Origin of the sequence: Franconibacter helveticus LMG 23732, from assembly GCF_000463115.2 — a bacterium.
Lineage (GTDB): Bacteria > Pseudomonadota > Gammaproteobacteria > Enterobacterales > Enterobacteriaceae > Franconibacter > Franconibacter helveticus.
The window spans coordinates 256,428-271,842 of the sequence record NZ_AWFX01000057.1 but is presented as its reverse complement, the minus strand read 5'-3'; the positions used below and the strand labels follow the sequence as shown (position 1 = coordinate 271,842).

At 55.8% G+C, this 15,415-nt stretch carries 16 protein-coding genes; 11 read left to right on the top strand and 5 right to left on the bottom strand.

The genetic code is table 11. From position 1 onward, the window contains the following. Nucleotides 1-37 precede the first annotated feature (37 nt). Both envC and gpmM read right to left on the bottom strand, forming a co-directional pair. Nucleotides 38-1,297: a murein hydrolase activator EnvC gene (gene envC, locus DW56_RS20710; protein ID WP_024562030.1), complete on the bottom strand. Its 1,260-nt coding sequence runs from the start codon at nt 1,295-1,297 to the stop codon at nt 38-40. Nucleotides 1,298-1,330: 33 nt separating this feature from the next. Then, a complete protein-coding gene (gene gpmM, locus DW56_RS20705) occupies nt 1,331-2,878 on the bottom strand; it encodes a 2,3-bisphosphoglycerate-independent phosphoglycerate mutase (RefSeq protein WP_024562031.1) in 1,548 nt (515 codons plus the stop codon). 247 nt (nt 2,879-3,125) lie between these two features. On the opposite strand from gpmM, the gene DW56_RS20700 reads away from it, so the two are divergent. The 5 genes from DW56_RS20700 to cysE all read left to right on the top strand — a co-directional run bounded on the left by DW56_RS20700 (nt 3,126) and on the right by cysE (nt 6,269). Then, nucleotides 3,126-3,557: a rhodanese-like domain-containing protein gene (locus tag DW56_RS20700; protein WP_024553612.1), complete on the top strand. Its 432-nt coding sequence runs from the start codon at nt 3,126-3,128 to the stop codon at nt 3,555-3,557. A gap of 18 nt (nt 3,558-3,575) precedes the next feature. Next, on the top strand, nt 3,576-3,827 hold the full coding sequence (grxC, locus tag DW56_RS20695; protein WP_024553613.1) for a glutaredoxin 3: 252 nt from the start codon (nt 3,576-3,578) through the stop codon (nt 3,825-3,827). Between the two features lie 53 nt (nt 3,828-3,880). Beyond that, nucleotides 3,881-4,354, top strand: a complete 474-nt coding sequence (gene secB / locus DW56_RS20690) for a protein-export chaperone SecB (RefSeq protein ID WP_024553614.1) — start codon at nt 3,881-3,883, stop codon at nt 4,352-4,354. Then, the gene (gpsA, locus tag DW56_RS20685; protein ID WP_024553615.1) at nt 4,354-5,373 is read left to right on the top strand and encodes an NAD(P)H-dependent glycerol-3-phosphate dehydrogenase; all 1,020 of its coding nucleotides are present in this window, start codon (nt 4,354-4,356) and stop codon (nt 5,371-5,373) included. Before secB ends, gpsA begins: the two co-directional genes overlap by 1 nt. 74 nt (nt 5,374-5,447) lie before the next feature. After that, nucleotides 5,448-6,269: a serine O-acetyltransferase gene (gene cysE / locus DW56_RS20680; RefSeq protein ID WP_024553616.1), complete on the top strand. Its 822-nt coding sequence runs from the start codon at nt 5,448-5,450 to the stop codon at nt 6,267-6,269. A gap of 46 nt (nt 6,270-6,315) precedes the next feature. On the opposite strand, the gene trmL is transcribed toward cysE, so the two are convergent. From trmL to cpxR, 3 genes are all read right to left on the bottom strand, one after another. Then, nucleotides 6,316-6,789: a tRNA (uridine(34)/cytosine(34)/5-carboxymethylaminomethyluridine(34)-2'-O)-methyltransferase TrmL gene (gene trmL / locus DW56_RS20675; RefSeq protein WP_024553617.1), complete on the bottom strand. Its 474-nt coding sequence runs from the start codon at nt 6,787-6,789 to the stop codon at nt 6,316-6,318. 128 nt (nt 6,790-6,917) lie between these two features. Next, a complete protein-coding gene (cpxA, locus tag DW56_RS20670; protein ID WP_024553618.1) occupies nt 6,918-8,291 on the bottom strand; it encodes an envelope stress sensor histidine kinase CpxA in 1,374 nt (457 codons plus the stop codon). After that, nucleotides 8,288-8,986, bottom strand: a complete 699-nt coding sequence (gene cpxR / locus DW56_RS20665; RefSeq protein ID WP_024553619.1) for an envelope stress response regulator transcription factor CpxR — start codon at nt 8,984-8,986, stop codon at nt 8,288-8,290. The genes cpxA and cpxR overlap by 4 nt, the downstream gene beginning before the upstream one ends. Before the next feature lie 150 nt (nt 8,987-9,136). Between cpxR and cpxP the strand changes: the two genes are divergently transcribed. The 6 genes from cpxP (at nt 9,137) to DW56_RS20635 (ending at nt 15,362) form a co-directional block, all read left to right on the top strand. Continuing rightward, nucleotides 9,137-9,646 carry a cell-envelope stress modulator CpxP gene (cpxP, locus tag DW56_RS20660; protein ID WP_024553620.1) on the top strand — a complete coding sequence of 170 codons (510 nt, stop codon included), beginning with the start codon at nt 9,137-9,139 and terminating at the stop codon, nt 9,644-9,646. Between the two features lie 262 nt (nt 9,647-9,908). After that, nucleotides 9,909-10,814, top strand: coding sequence for a CDF family cation-efflux transporter FieF (gene fieF, locus DW56_RS20655; protein WP_024553621.1), 906 nt, complete (start codon nt 9,909-9,911; stop codon nt 10,812-10,814). Between the two features lie 182 nt (nt 10,815-10,996). Beyond that, nucleotides 10,997-11,959 carry a 6-phosphofructokinase gene (gene pfkA, locus DW56_RS20650; RefSeq protein ID WP_024553622.1) on the top strand — a complete coding sequence of 321 codons (963 nt, stop codon included), beginning with the start codon at nt 10,997-10,999 and terminating at the stop codon, nt 11,957-11,959. 146 nt (nt 11,960-12,105) lie between these two features. Continuing rightward, nucleotides 12,106-13,095 (top strand): sulfate ABC transporter substrate-binding protein, encoded by a 990-nt coding sequence (locus DW56_RS20645; protein WP_024553623.1) that lies wholly within the window; start codon nt 12,106-12,108, stop codon nt 13,093-13,095. A 135-nt stretch (nt 13,096-13,230) separates the two neighbouring features. Then, on the top strand, nt 13,231-13,995 hold the full coding sequence (cdh, locus tag DW56_RS20640; RefSeq protein WP_024553624.1) for a CDP-diacylglycerol diphosphatase: 765 nt from the start codon (nt 13,231-13,233) through the stop codon (nt 13,993-13,995). Between the two features lie 62 nt (nt 13,996-14,057). Further along, nucleotides 14,058-15,362 (top strand): SLC13 family permease, encoded by a 1,305-nt coding sequence (locus DW56_RS20635; protein WP_029590233.1) that lies wholly within the window; start codon nt 14,058-14,060, stop codon nt 15,360-15,362. Nucleotides 15,363-15,415: the final 53 nt, after the last annotated feature.

Below are 15,415 nucleotides of genomic sequence, written 5' to 3'. Positions count from 1 at the left end.
CAAAAGCAACAACAAGACGACGCAAATAAAGCAAAACTTATCTTCCCAACCATGGTTGTGGATTGACGGCCTGACCCTGGCGACGAATTTCGAAATAGAGCGAAGGCCGGCCCTGGCCGCCGCTGCTGCCAACCAGCGCAACAGGTTGCCCGGCGCGCACCTGCGCGCCTACGCTGACCAGCGCGCTCTGGTTGTAGCCATAAAGGCTCATATCGCCTTTACCATGTTCCACTACAACCACCAGACCGTAGCCCTGGAGCCAGTCGGCAAGAATAACGCGCCCATCCGCCACCGCTTTCACTTCCGTGCCTTCGGACGCGCCAATAACGATGCCTTTCCAACGTAGCTCACCTTGCAGCTGTTCGCCATAGCGATGCAGCAGCGGACCGCGAACCGGCCAGTATGCCTGACCGTTGGGTGAGCCCAGCCCGCCGGTGCGCGCCATAAGTGAGCGCTCGCTCTCAGATGGCTTATAGGTGGTGCCTTTACGGGAAGCTTCCTGCTGGCGGCTGCGTACCTGCTCCGCTTCACGCGCCTCTTTTTCAGCACGCGCACGCGCCGCCGCTTCAGCGCGGGCGAGGCGATCGCGCAGGCGCGATTCATTCTGCCGCAGCTCGCTCAGCTGCGCCTGCCCCTGCTGGATGGAAGACTCGAGGCCGGAAAGGGTTTTTTTGCGCTCGTTGCGCGCTTGCTCAAGCTTTGCCTGCTGTGCCTGCTGTTCGTAAAGCAGCGTTTGCTGCTGGCTCTGCTTTTCTTCCAGCTCCGCCTTTTGCGAGGCAACCTCTTCGCGGGTTTGCTTTAACTGCGCGATGGTTTCTTGCCGCGCCTCGTTAAGATAGCCGAAGTAAGCTTGCAGGCGCTGACCGCGCTGGCTCTCCTCACCGCTCAGGATCATCTGTAAGCCGGAGTGCTGGCCCTGGCGGAAAGAGGCGTCAAGCTGGGCCGCCAGGTTGCGTTCCTGCGAGGCTTTTTGCTGCTCAAGCTTCGCGATGGAGGCGTTCATCTCGTCAATCTGGCGGTTGAGCTGCGTCAGGGTGGTTTGCGTTTCACGCAGCTTGCGGGCTGCGGCGGCAATCGCCTGCTCCTGCTCTTTTAGCTGGGCGAGCAGTTTAGCGCGCTGCTGCTGTTGCTGGCGTACCGCCCGTTCTTTGGCGGCGATGTCCTGCTGAATGGATTTAAGCTGGTCGCGGTCATCCGCGTGGGCGGAGAGCGGGCATAACAATACGCCAGCGCTGAGCGCGCTGGCGTAGATCAAAGACCGCAGCGAATGCCGTTTCGGCTGTGCGGCCCATGTTATTGAAAAAATCGCCTTTCCCCTCATGGGGAGGGATTATTCCACGATGAACAGCGGCTTGCCAGTCATCTCTTGCGGGATTTCCATCCCCATCAGCGTAAGCATGGTCGGCGCGATATCGGAAAGTTTGCCGCCTTCTACCGCTTTCAACTGCTTATCGCCAACGTAAATCAGCGGCACCGGCAGGTTAGTGTGCGCCGTATGCGCCTGACCGGTGGACGGGTCGCGCATCTGCTCGGCGTTGCCGTGATCGGCGGTAATGAGCAACTGGCCGCCTGCGCTGAGCACCGCGTCGGTAATCTGGGCGATGCAGTTATCCAGCGTTTCCACTGCTTTCACGGCCGCCTCGAAAACGCCTGTATGGCCGACCATATCGCCGTTCGGGTAGTTACAGATAATGGCGTCATAGTTGCCGCTCCCGATAGCCGCGACTAACTTTTCCGTCAGCTCGGCCGAACTCATCTCCGGTTGCAGGTCATAAGTGGCGACTTTGGGCGAGTTGATTAACGTGCGATCTTCGCCCGGGAACGGCTCTTCCACGCCGCCGTTAAAGAAGAACGTAACGTGGGCATATTTCTCAGTTTCGGAGATACGCAGCTGCGTTTTGTTATGCTTCGCCATCCATTCGCCAAAGGTATTCGCAAGCGAGGCGGGCGGATAAGCGCAGGCGGTTTTGATGTCTGCCGCATATTCGGTAAGCATGACGAAATCGCTAAATTTGACCACTTTCTTACGGGCGAAACCGTCGAAGTTAGCGTTTACAAACGCGCGGGTGATCTGGCGGGCGCGGTCAGCACGGAAATTCATGAAAATCAACGCGTCGCCGTCTTCCATGGCGGAATCAACATCGCCTGCTTTACGGATCACTGTCGGCTTAACAAATTCATCGTTTTCATCGCGCGCGTAAGCGGCTTGTAAGCCTGCCACTGCGCTTTGCGCCTGAAATTCGCCGTGCGCCTGAGTCAGCAGATCATAAGCCAGCTCAACGCGGTCCCAGCGGTTGTCGCGGTCCATGGCGAAATAACGGCCAATGATGGTCGCCACGCGCCCTTTGCCCAGCGAAGCGAACTTATCTTCAAATGCTTTCAGGGAAGATTCGGCGCTACGCGGCGGCGTGTCGCGGCCATCCAGGAAAGCATGCAGGAAAATCTTTTCCGCGCCGCGCGCGGCGGCAAGCTCCACCATCGCCATGATGTGATCTTCATGGCTGTGTACGCCGCCCGCCGAGAGCAGGCCCATAATATGCACTGCTTTACCGGCGGCGACGGCTTTATCTACCGCGGCGGTCAGCGTCGGGTTGCTGAAAAAGGTACGTTCTTTAATTTCTACATCAAGACGGGTCAAATCCTGATAGACAATACGGCCCGCGCCGAGGTTAACGTGGCCGACTTCGGAGTTGCCCATCTGGCGGTCCGGCAAACCCACTTCCAGCCCGGAAGCATCTATAAGCGTATGCGGACGGGTAGCCCACAGCGCATCCATTACCGGCGTTTTGGCGTTGAAAATAGCATTATCCTGCTGGTCTTCACGGTAGCCGTAGCCATCCAGTATCACCAGCACCATTGGTTTTTTAGAACCTGACATTGCGACAACCTCATGCGCTAAAGACAAAAATTGGCGTAACTTTACTACACCGCGCCGGGGCGAATAGCCGCAGGAGATCAAAGAAAAGGGCAGGGCGAGAGGCGGTTTAAGGCGCTTTTTATCCTTTTTTACGTAACGCGCCGCAGAAAATGCACAACCTCTCTTCCACTGGCTGTAATTGACACAACGCGCAGGTATACTCCTCACCTGATTTTTTTTTCACTCACATCGGGAGTCCGTACCCCCCATGCAAGAAATTATGCAATTCGTTAGCCGTCACCCCATACTTAGTATCGCGTGGATTGCGTTACTGGCGGCGGTGATTTACACCACTTTCAAAGGGCTGACCTCTAAAGTGAAGGTTATCACCCGCGGTGAAGCCACCCGTTTAATCAATAAAGAAGATGCGGTGGTGGTGGATATTCGCCAGCGCGACGATTTCCGCAAAGGTCACATCTCCGGCGCGATTAACGTGCTGCCGAACGACATCAAAGCCGGTAACGTTGGCGAACTGGAAAAGCACAAAGCGAAACCGGTTATCGTAATTGACGCCAGCGGAATGGCGGCCCAGGAACCCGCTTCGTTGCTGAACAAAGCAGGCTTCGAGCAGGTTTACGTGCTGAAAGAGGGCGTAGCGGGCTGGAGCGGCGAAAATCTGCCGCTGGTGCGTGGTAAATAACTTACAAGAGGTAAAGTCATGGCCAACATTGAAATGTACACCAAAGCCACCTGCCCGTTTTGCCATCGTGCAAAGGCGCTGCTGACCAGCAAAGGGGTGACGTTTATCGAGTTGCCCATTGATGGCGATGCCGCGAAGCGTGAAGAGATGATCAAGCGCAGCGGACGCACTACCGTGCCGCAGATTTTCATCGACGCGCAGCATATCGGCGGCTGCGATGACTTGTATGCACTGGACGCACGTGGTGGACTCGATCCGCTTCTGCGCTAATGCGTTTTAGCCGTGACGGCGATTTTAAGGACATAACGTAAAAGGGTTCACTCATGTCAGAACAAAACAACACTGAAATGACCTTTCAGATTCAACGTGTTTATACCAAGGATATCTCTTTCGAAGCACCGAATGCTCCGCACGTGTTTCAGAAAGACTGGCAGCCGGAAGTCAAACTGGACCTGGACACCGCATCCAGCCAGCTTGCTGACGATGTGTTTGAAGTGGTGCTGCGCGTTACGGTAACAGCTACGCTTGGCGAAGAGACCGCTTTCCTGTGTGAAGTGCAGCAGGCGGGTATTTTCTCCGTAGGCGGCATTGAAGGCACGCAGATGGCGCACTGCCTTGGCGCTTACTGCCCGAACATCCTCTTCCCGTACGCCCGCGAATGCATCACCAGCCTGGTTTCCCGCGGTACGTTCCCGCAGCTGAACCTCGCGCCGGTTAACTTCGATGCGCTGTTCATGAATTACTTACAGCAGCAGGCTGGCGAAGGCGAAGGTGCGCAAGACCATCAGGATGCCTGATGAACACCGTTAATGCGTCAATGACAGTGATCGGTGCCGGCTCGTACGGCACCGCTCTCGCCATCACGCTGGCGAGAAACGGCCACCAGGTAGTCTTGTGGGGCCATAACCCGGAGCATATCGCTACGTTGCAGGCAGAACGCTGCAACGCTGCTTTTCTCCCCGATGTGCCTTTCCCTGATACGTTGCACCCCGAAAGCGATTTAGCCGCCGCGCTGGCTGCCAGCCGCAATATTCTGGTGGTCGTGCCAAGCCATGTTTTTGATCAGGTGCTGCGCCAGATTAAACCGTTAATGCGCCCGGACGCTCGCGTTGTCTGGGCGACGAAAGGGCTGGAAGCGGAAACCGGACGTCTGTTGCAGGATGTGGCGCGCGAAGCGCTGGGCGAAGCGATCCCGCTTGCCGTGATTTCCGGGCCGACCTTCGCCAAAGAGCTGGCCGCCGGTTTGCCGACCGCCATTTCCCTTGCTGCTACGGATGAAGCGTTTGCAAATGATTTGCAGGAATTACTGCACTGCGGCAAAAGCTTTCGTGTCTATATCAATCCGGATTTTATCGGCGTGCAGCTGGGCGGCGCGGTAAAAAACGTCATCGCCATCGGCGCAGGCATGTCGGACGGCATCGGTTTTGGCGCGAATGCGCGTACAGCGTTAATAACGCGCGGCCTGGCTGAAATGACACGCCTTGGCGCGGCGTTAGGCGCAGATCCAGGCACCTTTATGGGGATGGCGGGTCTGGGCGACCTCGTGCTCACCTGTACCGACAACCAGTCGCGCAACCGCCGCTTTGGCATGATGCTGGGCCAGGGAATGGATGTGCAGAGCGCGCAGACGCAAATCGGCCAGGTGGTGGAAGGCTACCGCAACACCAAAGAGGTGCGGGAGCTGGCGGCCCGCTTTGGCGTCGAAATGCCAATAACCGAGGAAATTTATCAGGTATTGTATTGCGGAAAAAATGCCCGCGAGGCAGCATTAACGTTGCTTGGTCGCGCGCGCAAGGATGAGCGAAGCAGTCACTGACGGAACGTCCGTAATTATAAAAACGCGCCGGTAACATCGCTTACCGGCCGTTGTTTGTTTGTCTGGAGAAAGCAATGCCGTGTGAAGAACTGGGTCTGGTCTGGAATAATATTAAAGCCGAAGCTCGTGCGCTTGCTGATTGTGAGCCGATGCTGGCCAGTTTTTACCATGCCACCTTGCTCAAGCATGAAAATCTCGGCAGCGCCCTGAGTTATATGCTCGCTAACAAGCTTGCCTCGCCTATTATGCCTGCTATCGCCATTCGTGAAGTTGTGGAAGAAGCCTATGCCGCTGACCCGGAAATGATAGCTTCCGCCGCCTGCGATATTCAGGCTGTCCGTACGCGCGACCCGGCGGTGGATAAATACTCTACGCCGCTGCTTTACCTTAAAGGTTTTCATGCGCTCCAGGCGCACCGCATCGGCCACTGGTTATGGAATCAGGGCCGTCAGGCGCTCGCCATTTTCCTGCAAAATCAGGTTTCGGTCTCTTTTCAGGTCGATATTCATCCGGCGGCGAAAATTGGGCGCGGCATCATGCTCGATCATGCAACCGGAATAGTGATTGGCGAAACGGCGGTAGTGGAAGATGACGTTTCGATTTTGCAATCCGTCACGCTTGGCGGCACCGGCAAAACCAGCGGCGACCGCCACCCGAAAATTCGCGAAGGGGTGATGATTGGCGCAGGTGCGAAAATCCTTGGCAATATTGAGGTAGGGCGCGGTGCGAAAATTGGCGCGGGATCGGTTGTGCTTCAACCTGTACCGCCGCACACCACGGCAGCGGGCGTGCCGGCGCGTATCGTTGGTAAGCCGGAAAGCGATAAGCCATCCATGGATATGGATCAGCACTTCAACGGCATCAACCACGGTTTTGAATACGGCGACGGAATTTAAGCCAGCCTTTCTGAGCGCCTGAGCCAAAGGCGCTCGTTACTCTGTTTCAGCTTCGCAATATCGCGCCAGGATATCCCATCTGGCGCCACGCCTCATAAACCACCACCGAAACCGAGTTCGATAAATTCATGCTCCGGCTGTCCGGCATCATCGGGATACGAATTTTTTGCTCTTTCGGCAAGGCGTCGAGAATAGATGCGGGCAGCCCACGGGTTTCCGGTCCGAACAGCAGATAATCACCGGCCTGATAGCTTACCGCGCTGTGCGCGGGCGTTCCCTTTGTTGTTAAGGCAAAGAGGCGCTGCGGTTTTTCCGCTTCCAGAAAAGCGGCGTAATCGTGGTGGCGCGTTACCGCAGCAAACTCATGATAATCCAGCCCGGCACGACGCAGGCGTTTGTCATCCCAGGTAAATCCCATCGGTTCAATGATGTGCAGCCGAAAGCCTGTATTGGCGCACAGACGAATAATATTACCGGTATTAGGTGGAATTTCAGGTTCAAACAAAACGATATTCAGCATAACACTCCCCTTTACGAGGGGCGCAGAATAGCAGAATTGGCAGGCGGGAAACATACGCAACGGCGAGCGCACCGTTTTCTGCGCTGGAGCGAAACAGCGCCCCTCTCTATGACAAGAGGGGCTGCTGATCAGGAGCGCTGGTGAAGCGGCAGCCAGATAGTCAAACGTAACCCGCCAAGCGGGCTGTCGTCCGCTTTCACCCAGCCGCGATGCTGTTGAATTGCCGTTTCGACAATCGCCAGCCCAAGGCCGGTACCGCCGGATTCGCGATCGCGCGCTTCATCGGTACGGTAGAAAGGACGGAAAATTTGCTCTCTGTCCTCCGGGCTAACGCCCGGGCCGTCATCATCAACATTAATGGTAATGCCCTGTTTATCAACGGAAAACGCCACGGCGATTTTGGTGTGCGAATAACGCAGCGCGTTGCGGACAATGTTTTCCAGCGCGCTTTCAAGCGCGTTCGGGTTGCCATACAGCGGCCAGGGGCCGGGCGGATAGGTCACTTCAAAGGTTTTCCCCATCTGCTCGGCTTCAAACGCGGCGTTATCCAGCACGTCGCCCCACAGCTGATTCGCCTTCATCGTTTCGCTAACCAGCGCGTTTTTCTGTTGATTGCGCGACATGACCAGCAGATCGTTAATCATGCTGTCGAGACGCTGCGCTTCGGTTTCAATGCGCTCAAGCTCTTTACTTTCGCCGCTGCGGCGGCGCAGCAGCGCGGTGCCAAGCTGCAAACGAGTAAGCGGCGTGCGCAACTCGTGAGAGATGTCAGAAAGCAGGCGCTGCTGGGTGGTCATCATGCGCTCCAGCGCAGTCACCATCTGGTTAAAGCTGGCGCCGGCGGCGATAAACTCCTGCGGCCCGGCTTCCAGTTCCGGATGCTGGCGCAGGTTGCCCCGGGCAACTTCATCGGCGGCGTTCTTGAGCTTACGGGCCGGGCGCGCAAGGCTCCAGGCAAGCCATAGCAGCAGCGGCGCGCTGACCAGCATGGTCACAATAAGCAGTAATAACGGCCTGTCGAACAGCAGGTTTATGAAGTCTGACTGCGAGCTGCTGGCCGGGCGAATCAGGTAAAGCTGATAATTATCCTCGCCATCACGCACGGAAAACGGTCCGACTAACTCCACGCGGCCATATTTTTTCTTTTGCGGATGATCTGCGTTATCAGACTGGCCGATAAAGTTGCGAATGATCTGCATTTCATTGCGTTCTGCGCCGATAACGCGGCCCTCGCTGGTTACCAGCAACAAACGCTGGCCCGGCGGCGCCCATTTATCAATCGCACGAAACAAACGACGCCACCACATGAGATCGTTAGGCGGGTCGTTTTCCAGTTCAGCTTCAACATGCTGCTCAATCATCGTGCCCTGACGCTGTTCGCTTTCCAGCAATTCCGTCATTTGACGGGTATCGAGCTTCGGCAACATCAATACCAGCATCAGCACCAGCGCCAGCGTTAACCAGAAAATGGCGAAGATGCGGGCGGTAAGGCTGCCTATCATGAAGTCGCCACCATCAGATAACCGCGTCCGCGCAGCGTTTTAAACCACGGGTGGCCATCTTTGCGATCCGGCAGTTTGCGGCGCAGGTTGGAAATATGCATATCGATAGCGCGGTCAAACGGCGTTAAGCGCTTGCCCAGCACTTCCTGGCTTAAATGCTCGCGGGAAACCACCTGGCCTAAGTGCTGCGCCAGCAGGTAAAGCAGAGTGAATTCAGTGCCGGTAAGCTCAAGCGTCTGGCCGTCAAAGCTGGCCTCCTGGCGGCCCGGGTTGAGACTTAACGCGTCAACTTCCAGCGTGGGCGAACCGCTTTCGCTGTTTTGCTGCTGCTCGCTCCAGTGTGAGCGGCGCAAAATAGCGCGAATACGGGCTACCAGCTCGCGGTCATTAAACGGTTTAGGCAGATAATCATCGGCGCCAAGTTCAAGACCCAGCACGCGGTCAAGCTCGCTGCCTCGCGCGGTAAGCATTATTACGGGAGTCTGGTGAGTCTGGCGCAGCTCTTTAAGGGTATCAATGCCGTTTTTCTTCGGCATCATTACGTCGAGCAAAAGCAGGTCGATGCTGTCATCCAGGAGGTCAAGCGCCTGCTCCCCGTCATGGGCAACGAGTACGTTAAAACCTTCCATGTCGAGCAATTCCTTTAGCAGGGAAGTCAGCTCGCGGTCATCATCAACTAACAAAATTTTATTCATTGTTAAGTACCTCCGAGGCAGAAATTACGTCATCAAGACTCGCTAATCCATGACTTTACGTTGTTTTACACCCCCTGACGCATGTTTGCAGCCCAAATCGTAGACTCATTTTCGTGGAATCGCAGCACACAAGTTTTTCAGGAGTCAGTGATGCGCAATGTTATTACTGCCGTCATGGCCTCAACACTGGCGTTCGGTGCACTGGCCAGCCAGGCTGCTGAAGTCGTAAACGGCGATAACTGGCATCCGACTGAAGCGCTTTCGCAACGTAACAGTGTGCAGAGCCATATGTTCGACGGCATCAATCTCACGGAGCATCAGCGTCAGCAAATGCGGGACTTGATGCAGCAGGCGCGGCATGAACAGCCCCCTGTTAATGTTAGTGAAATGGACACCATGCACAGGCTGGTGACCGCAGAAAATTTTGATGAAAACGCTGTGCGCGCTCAGGCAGAAAAGATGGCGCAGGAACAGGTCGCCCGCCAGGTTGAAATGGCGAAAGTGCGCAACCAAATGTTCCGTCTGTTAACGCCAGAGCAGCAAGCGGTTTTAAACGAGAAGCATCAGCAGCGCATGCGACAGCTTCGCGAAGTGGCCCAGGTGCAATGGCCTGGCGCTTCAAAAAACGTTTTTAGTAGCAGTACCCGTAGTAACCAGTAACAACCCTGTTTTCCTTGCCATAGACACCATCCCTGTCTTCCCCCTCATGACGAGGGGGTTTTTTTTGCCTTTTTTCCGCGTAACCAGCAGCTTTGTCACCGGCTCTTTACAGACCTTCTCGCTCATCTGGCGCGACAGCATAGAATTTAAGCAGAACCGGCGAGGCGGCATTCGTCAGAAGTGGCATACGGCGAGACGCTTTTTTTCATCTTTGCCTGCGAGGCTATCCGTTATACTTGCCGCTTAAGGTGCTGGAGTGGTTATGAATCATACTTATGCGCAACTGGTAAATCGGGCCGCCGTCGCCGCCACGGTTATGGCTTCGCTGCTGCTGATTATCAAAATTTTCGCCTGGTGGTATACCGGCTCGGTCAGTATCCTGGCGGCGCTGGTAGATTCTCTGGTAGATATCGCCGCTTCGCTGACCAACCTGTTGGTCGTGCGGTACTCTCTTCAGCCTGCTGATGAGGAACATACGTTTGGTCACGGCAAAGCGGAATCTCTGGCGGCGCTGGCGCAGAGCATGTTTATTTCCGGCTCGGCCTTATTTCTCTTTCTGACCAGCATTCAACATCTGGCGCAGCCGGAACCGATGAACGAACCGGGCGTGGGTATGGTCGTTACTCTGGCAGCGCTCGTCAGCACGCTGGCGCTGGTAACATTCCAGCGCTGGGTTGTGCGTAAAACCCGCAGCCAGGCCGTACGGGCGGATATGCTTCACTATCAGTCTGATGTTATGATGAACGGCGCGATTCTGGTTGCGCTGGCGCTATCGTGGTATGGCTGGCATCGTGCCGATTCGTTGTTCGCGCTCGGTATTGGCATCTATATTCTGTATAGTGCTTTACGAATGGGTTATGAGGCGGTGCAGTCTTTACTGGATCGCGCTTTACCCGATAACGAACGTCAGGCAATCATTGATATCGTCTCCTCCTGGCCCGGCGTCAGAGGAGCGCACGATCTTCGCACGCGGCAGTCAGGGCCGACCCGCTTTATTCAACTTCATCTGGAAATGGAAGATAATTTGCCGCTGGTTCAGGCGCATCTGGTCGCTGAACAAGTGGAACAGGCGATTCTGGCGCATTTTCCGGGGTCAGATGTGATTATTCATCAGGATCCTTGCTCGGTGGTACCCCAGCCGCAGCAGGGCCAGTTTGAGCTTAAGTAATTGCCGCAGCGGGCTTCTGTGTGTAGCCTTTTTTGGTAAAAGTCAGTCCTCTGTGGCCTGACCTGAATCAATTCAGCAACGAGCGGTTACGTTACTATTTGCAGCATTGGTCGGCCGTTTCGCCAGAGCGCGGCGGTATTCGGCAACAGAATTCATTTAGTATTCTACGTTCAGAGGTAGTCATGATTAAGAAAATCGGTGTGTTGACGAGTGGCGGTGATGCGCCGGGCATGAACGCTGCTATCCGTGGCGTGGTCCGCGCAGCCTTAACTGAAGGGCTGGAAGTATTCGGCATTTACGACGGCTACCTGGGCCTTTATGAAGACCGTATGATCCAACTCGACCGCTACAGCGTTTCCGACATGATCAACCGCGGCGGCACATTCCTGGGCTCAGCGCGTTTCCCGGAATTCCGTGAAGAACACATCCGCGCCGTGGCTATCGAAAACATGAAAAAACGCGGCATCGACGCGCTGGTGGTTATCGGCGGCGATGGTTCCTATATGGGCGCTAAGCGTCTGACTGAAATGGGTTTTCCTTGCATCGGCCTGCCGGGCACCATTGATAACGACGTAGCCGGCACCGACTACACCATCGGCTACTTCACCGCGCTGCATACTGTTGTTGAAGCAATTGACCGTCTGCGCGATACCTCTTCTTCCCACCAGCGTATCTCTATCGTTGAAGTTATGGGCCGCTACTGCGGCGACCTGACGCTGGCGGCGGCCATTGCGGGCGGTTGCGAGTTTATCGTTCTGCCGGAAGTGGAATTCAACCGTGAAGATCTGGTTGCGGAAATCAAAGCCGGCATCGCCAAAGGTAAAAAGCACGCTATCGTCGCCATTACCGAGCACATTTGCGATATCGATGAACTGGCGAAGTATATTGAATCCGAAACCAAACGCGAAACCCGTGCGACCGTGCTGGGTCACATTCAGCGCGGCGGTTCTCCGGTGCCTTACGACCGTATCCTCGCCTCCCGCATGGGCGCGTACGCTATCGAACTGCTGTTGCAGGGCTACGGCGGCCGCTGCGTAGGTATCCAGAACGAGAAGATGGTGCATCACGACATCATCGACGCTATCGAAAATATGAAGCGTCCGTTTAAAGGCGACTGGCTGGAATGCGCCAAGAAGCTTTACTAAGTTAATAAGAAGCCGGGGCAACCCGGCTTTTTTTTGTCTCCATTTATTCCCACAGGTTATAGCCAATCTTTTTTTATTCTTTAATCAGCGCCACGCTTTCTGGCACGCTCTTTTCATCACAACATTATTTTTCAAGAGAGCGTGCGATGAACAAGTGGGGAGTAGGGTTAACATTACTGTTGGCGTCGACGAGCGTACTGGCAAAGGATATCCAGTTATTAAACGTCTCCTATGACCCAACGCGTGAGCTGTATGAAGAATATAACAAGGCCTTCAGCGCGCACTGGAAAAAAGAAACGGGCGATAACGTGACGGTTCGCCAGTCGCACGGCGGCTCCGGCAAGCAAGCCACTTCGGTAATTAACGGCATTGAGGCGGATGTCGTTACGCTGGCGCTCGCTTATGACGTTGACGCCATTGCGGAGCGCGGTCGTATCGATAAAAACTGGATCCAGCGCCTGCCGGACAACTCCGCGCCTTATACTTCCACCATCGTTTTCCTTGTACGCAAGGGCAACCCGAAACAGATCCGCGACTGGAACGACCTTGTGAAGCCGGGCGTCTCGGTCATTACGCCGAACCCGAAGAGTTCCGGCGGCGCTCGCTGGAATTACCTGGCGGCATGGGGCTATGCGCTGCATCAGAACAACGGCGACCAGGCGAAAGCGCAGGATTTCGTCAAAGCGCTGTATAAAAATGTTGAAGTGCTGGATTCCGGCGCGCGCGGCTCGACCAATACCTTTGTTGAGCGCGGCATCGGCGATGTGCTGATTGCCTGGGAAAACGAAGCGTTGCTGGCGGCGAACGAGCTTGGCAAAGATAAGTTTGAAATTGTAACGCCGAGCGAGTCTATTCTCGCGGAGCCGACTGTCTCTGTCGTGGACAAAGTCGTCGACAAGAAAGGCACCAAAGCGGTGGCGGAAGCGTACCTGAAATATCTCTACTCGCCGGAAGGCCAGGAGATTGCGGCGAAGAACTTCTACCGCCCGCGCGACCCGGCGGTCGCGAAAAAATATGAAAACACCTTCCCGAAACTGAAGCTGTTTACCATTGATGATGTGTTCGGCGGCTGGACGAAAGCGCAAAAAGCGCATTTCTCTAACGGCGGCACCTTCGACCAAATCAGCAAGCGTTAAGATCACGGGCCGCAGGGAAGCGGCAATCTTAAAAGGCGGGTAGCGCAGCGCTGGCCGCCTTTTTGCCGATAAATCTCCTCATTTCCCGCCCTTTTTGCGTTACGCTCAGCTTCCCGGAATAAAAAAGGATGAAGCATGAAGCGAACGCTATACGTCATTTTTGCACTCCTGTCGCTGCTGGCTATCACCGCCATCCTGGCCTGGTATGCTTTAAAACCCGATAATCCTGATGCGCTGCGGCATATAGCAATAGAACAATGCGTGCCGCATCAGCAGCGGGAAAACCGCCCGGCGCCCTGCGTGCAGGTGAATCTTGCTGATGGCTATACGGTGCTGAAAGACCGTAACGGGCCGCTACAGTATTTGTTAATGCCGGCTTGGCGTATTAACGGCGTGGAAAGCCCGCTGCTTCTTGAGGCGCAAACACCCAACTTCTTTTGGCATTCGTGGCAGGCGCGGCGTTTTATGAGTGAAAAGCGTGGCGAAAAGGTGCCGGACGAAGCCATATCGCTTGCCATAAATTCCCGGCTGGGACGTTCGCAAAACCATCTGCATGTTCATATCTCCTGCCTGCGACCGGATGTGCGCGCCCGGCTGGATGACAATATCCATCGCATCAGCAGCCAGTGGCAACCCTTTCCAGGCGGATTACGCGGCCATGATTATCTGGCGCGGCGTGTGACAGAGGCGGAGCTTTCCCGGCGCAGCCCCTTTATGATGCTGGCGGAAGAAGTAGAGCAGGCGCGCGGCCATATGGGACGTTATGGGCTGGCGATAGCGAAGCAGAAAGATGGTTCGTTTATCCTGCTGGCGACCGCCCGTAACCTGCTGGATTTTAACCTGGCTTCCGCTGAGGAGATTCAGGATCACGACTGCGGCATCCTTAATTCTCAGGGGTAAGGTGACGTTTACTTAACCGTGCGGCAGTGTAAACTTGCCCGAAATTTCGACAGGAGACAGGTATGTCGCACTGGTTTTCTCATCCTCTGTTTTTGCCTACGCTGGTTATTCTGCTCACTATTATTCTGTGGGCGACCTCCCTGCTGGCGGAGTTTATTACCGCGCTGCTCTTTTTTACGGTAGCGATGGTTTTAAAAATCGCCCCGGCGGAAACCATTTTCAGCGGCTTCGCCTCTTCTGCGTTCTGGCTGGTATTCAGCGGCTTTGTGCTGGGCGTCGCGATTCGCAAAACCGGCCTGGCCGACCGGGCGGCGAGGGCGCTGTCAGCGCAGCTTACCGGCGCCTGGTGGCAAATGGTCGGCAGCGTGGTTTTACTCAGCTACGCGCTGGCATTCGTGATGCCTTCAAACATGGGGCGCATTGCGCTGCTTATGCCGATTGTGGCGGCCATGGCGAAGCGCGCTGGCGTAGAGGAGGGCACGCGCGGCTGGTACGGTCTGGCGCTGGCGGTCGGTTTTGGCACATTCCAGCTTTCCGCGACGATCTTGCCCGCCAACGTGCCTAACCTTGTGATGAGCGGCGCGGCGGAAGGGTCTTACGGCCTGCATCTGAACTATCTGCCCTATCTGCTGCTCCATACCCCGGTGCTGGGCATGCTTAAGGGGCTGATACTGATTGCGCTTATCTGCTGGCTCTTCCCGGGAAAAGCGAAGCCTGCGCAACATTTACCGCCTGCGCCGCCCATGAGCCGCGCGGAAAAACGTCTTGCCTGGCTTCTGCTGGTGGTATTAACGCTTTGGGTAACAGAAAGCTGGCACGGCATAGGTCCGGCGTGGACCGGGCTTGCCGCCGCGGTCGTCACGCTGCTGCCGCGCGTGGGTTTTATTTCGGGAGAGGAATTTTCCAGCGGCGTGAACATGCGCACCTGCATTTATGTGGCCGGTATCCTGGGGCTTGCCACCACGGTCACGCAAACCGGGCTGGGCCGTGCGGTGGGCGAAGCGCTGCTGCATGTCATGCCGCTGGATGCCGATAAGCCCTTCACAAGCTTTGCCGCCCTGACAGGCATTACTACCGTGCTCAACTTTATTATGACCGCGAACGGCGTACCGGCGCTGTACACCACGCTGGCGCAAAGTTTTTCGCAGACGACAGGTTTCCCGCTGCTTTCCGTGATTATGATTCAGGTTTTAGGCTATTCGACGCCGTTGCTGCCTTATCAGGCCTCGCCGATAGTCGTGGCGATGGCGCTTGGCAAAGTACCGGCGCGGGCGGGCATGAAGCTTTGTCTGTGGCTGGCGGTCGCGACGTTTCTGGTGCTGCTGCCGCTTGATTACGGCTGGTTCAGGCTTCTTGGCAAGCTCTGAATGAAAAAGCCCGGGAGCAGGGCTGCCGGGCTTTAAAACGCATGGCGGGGAAA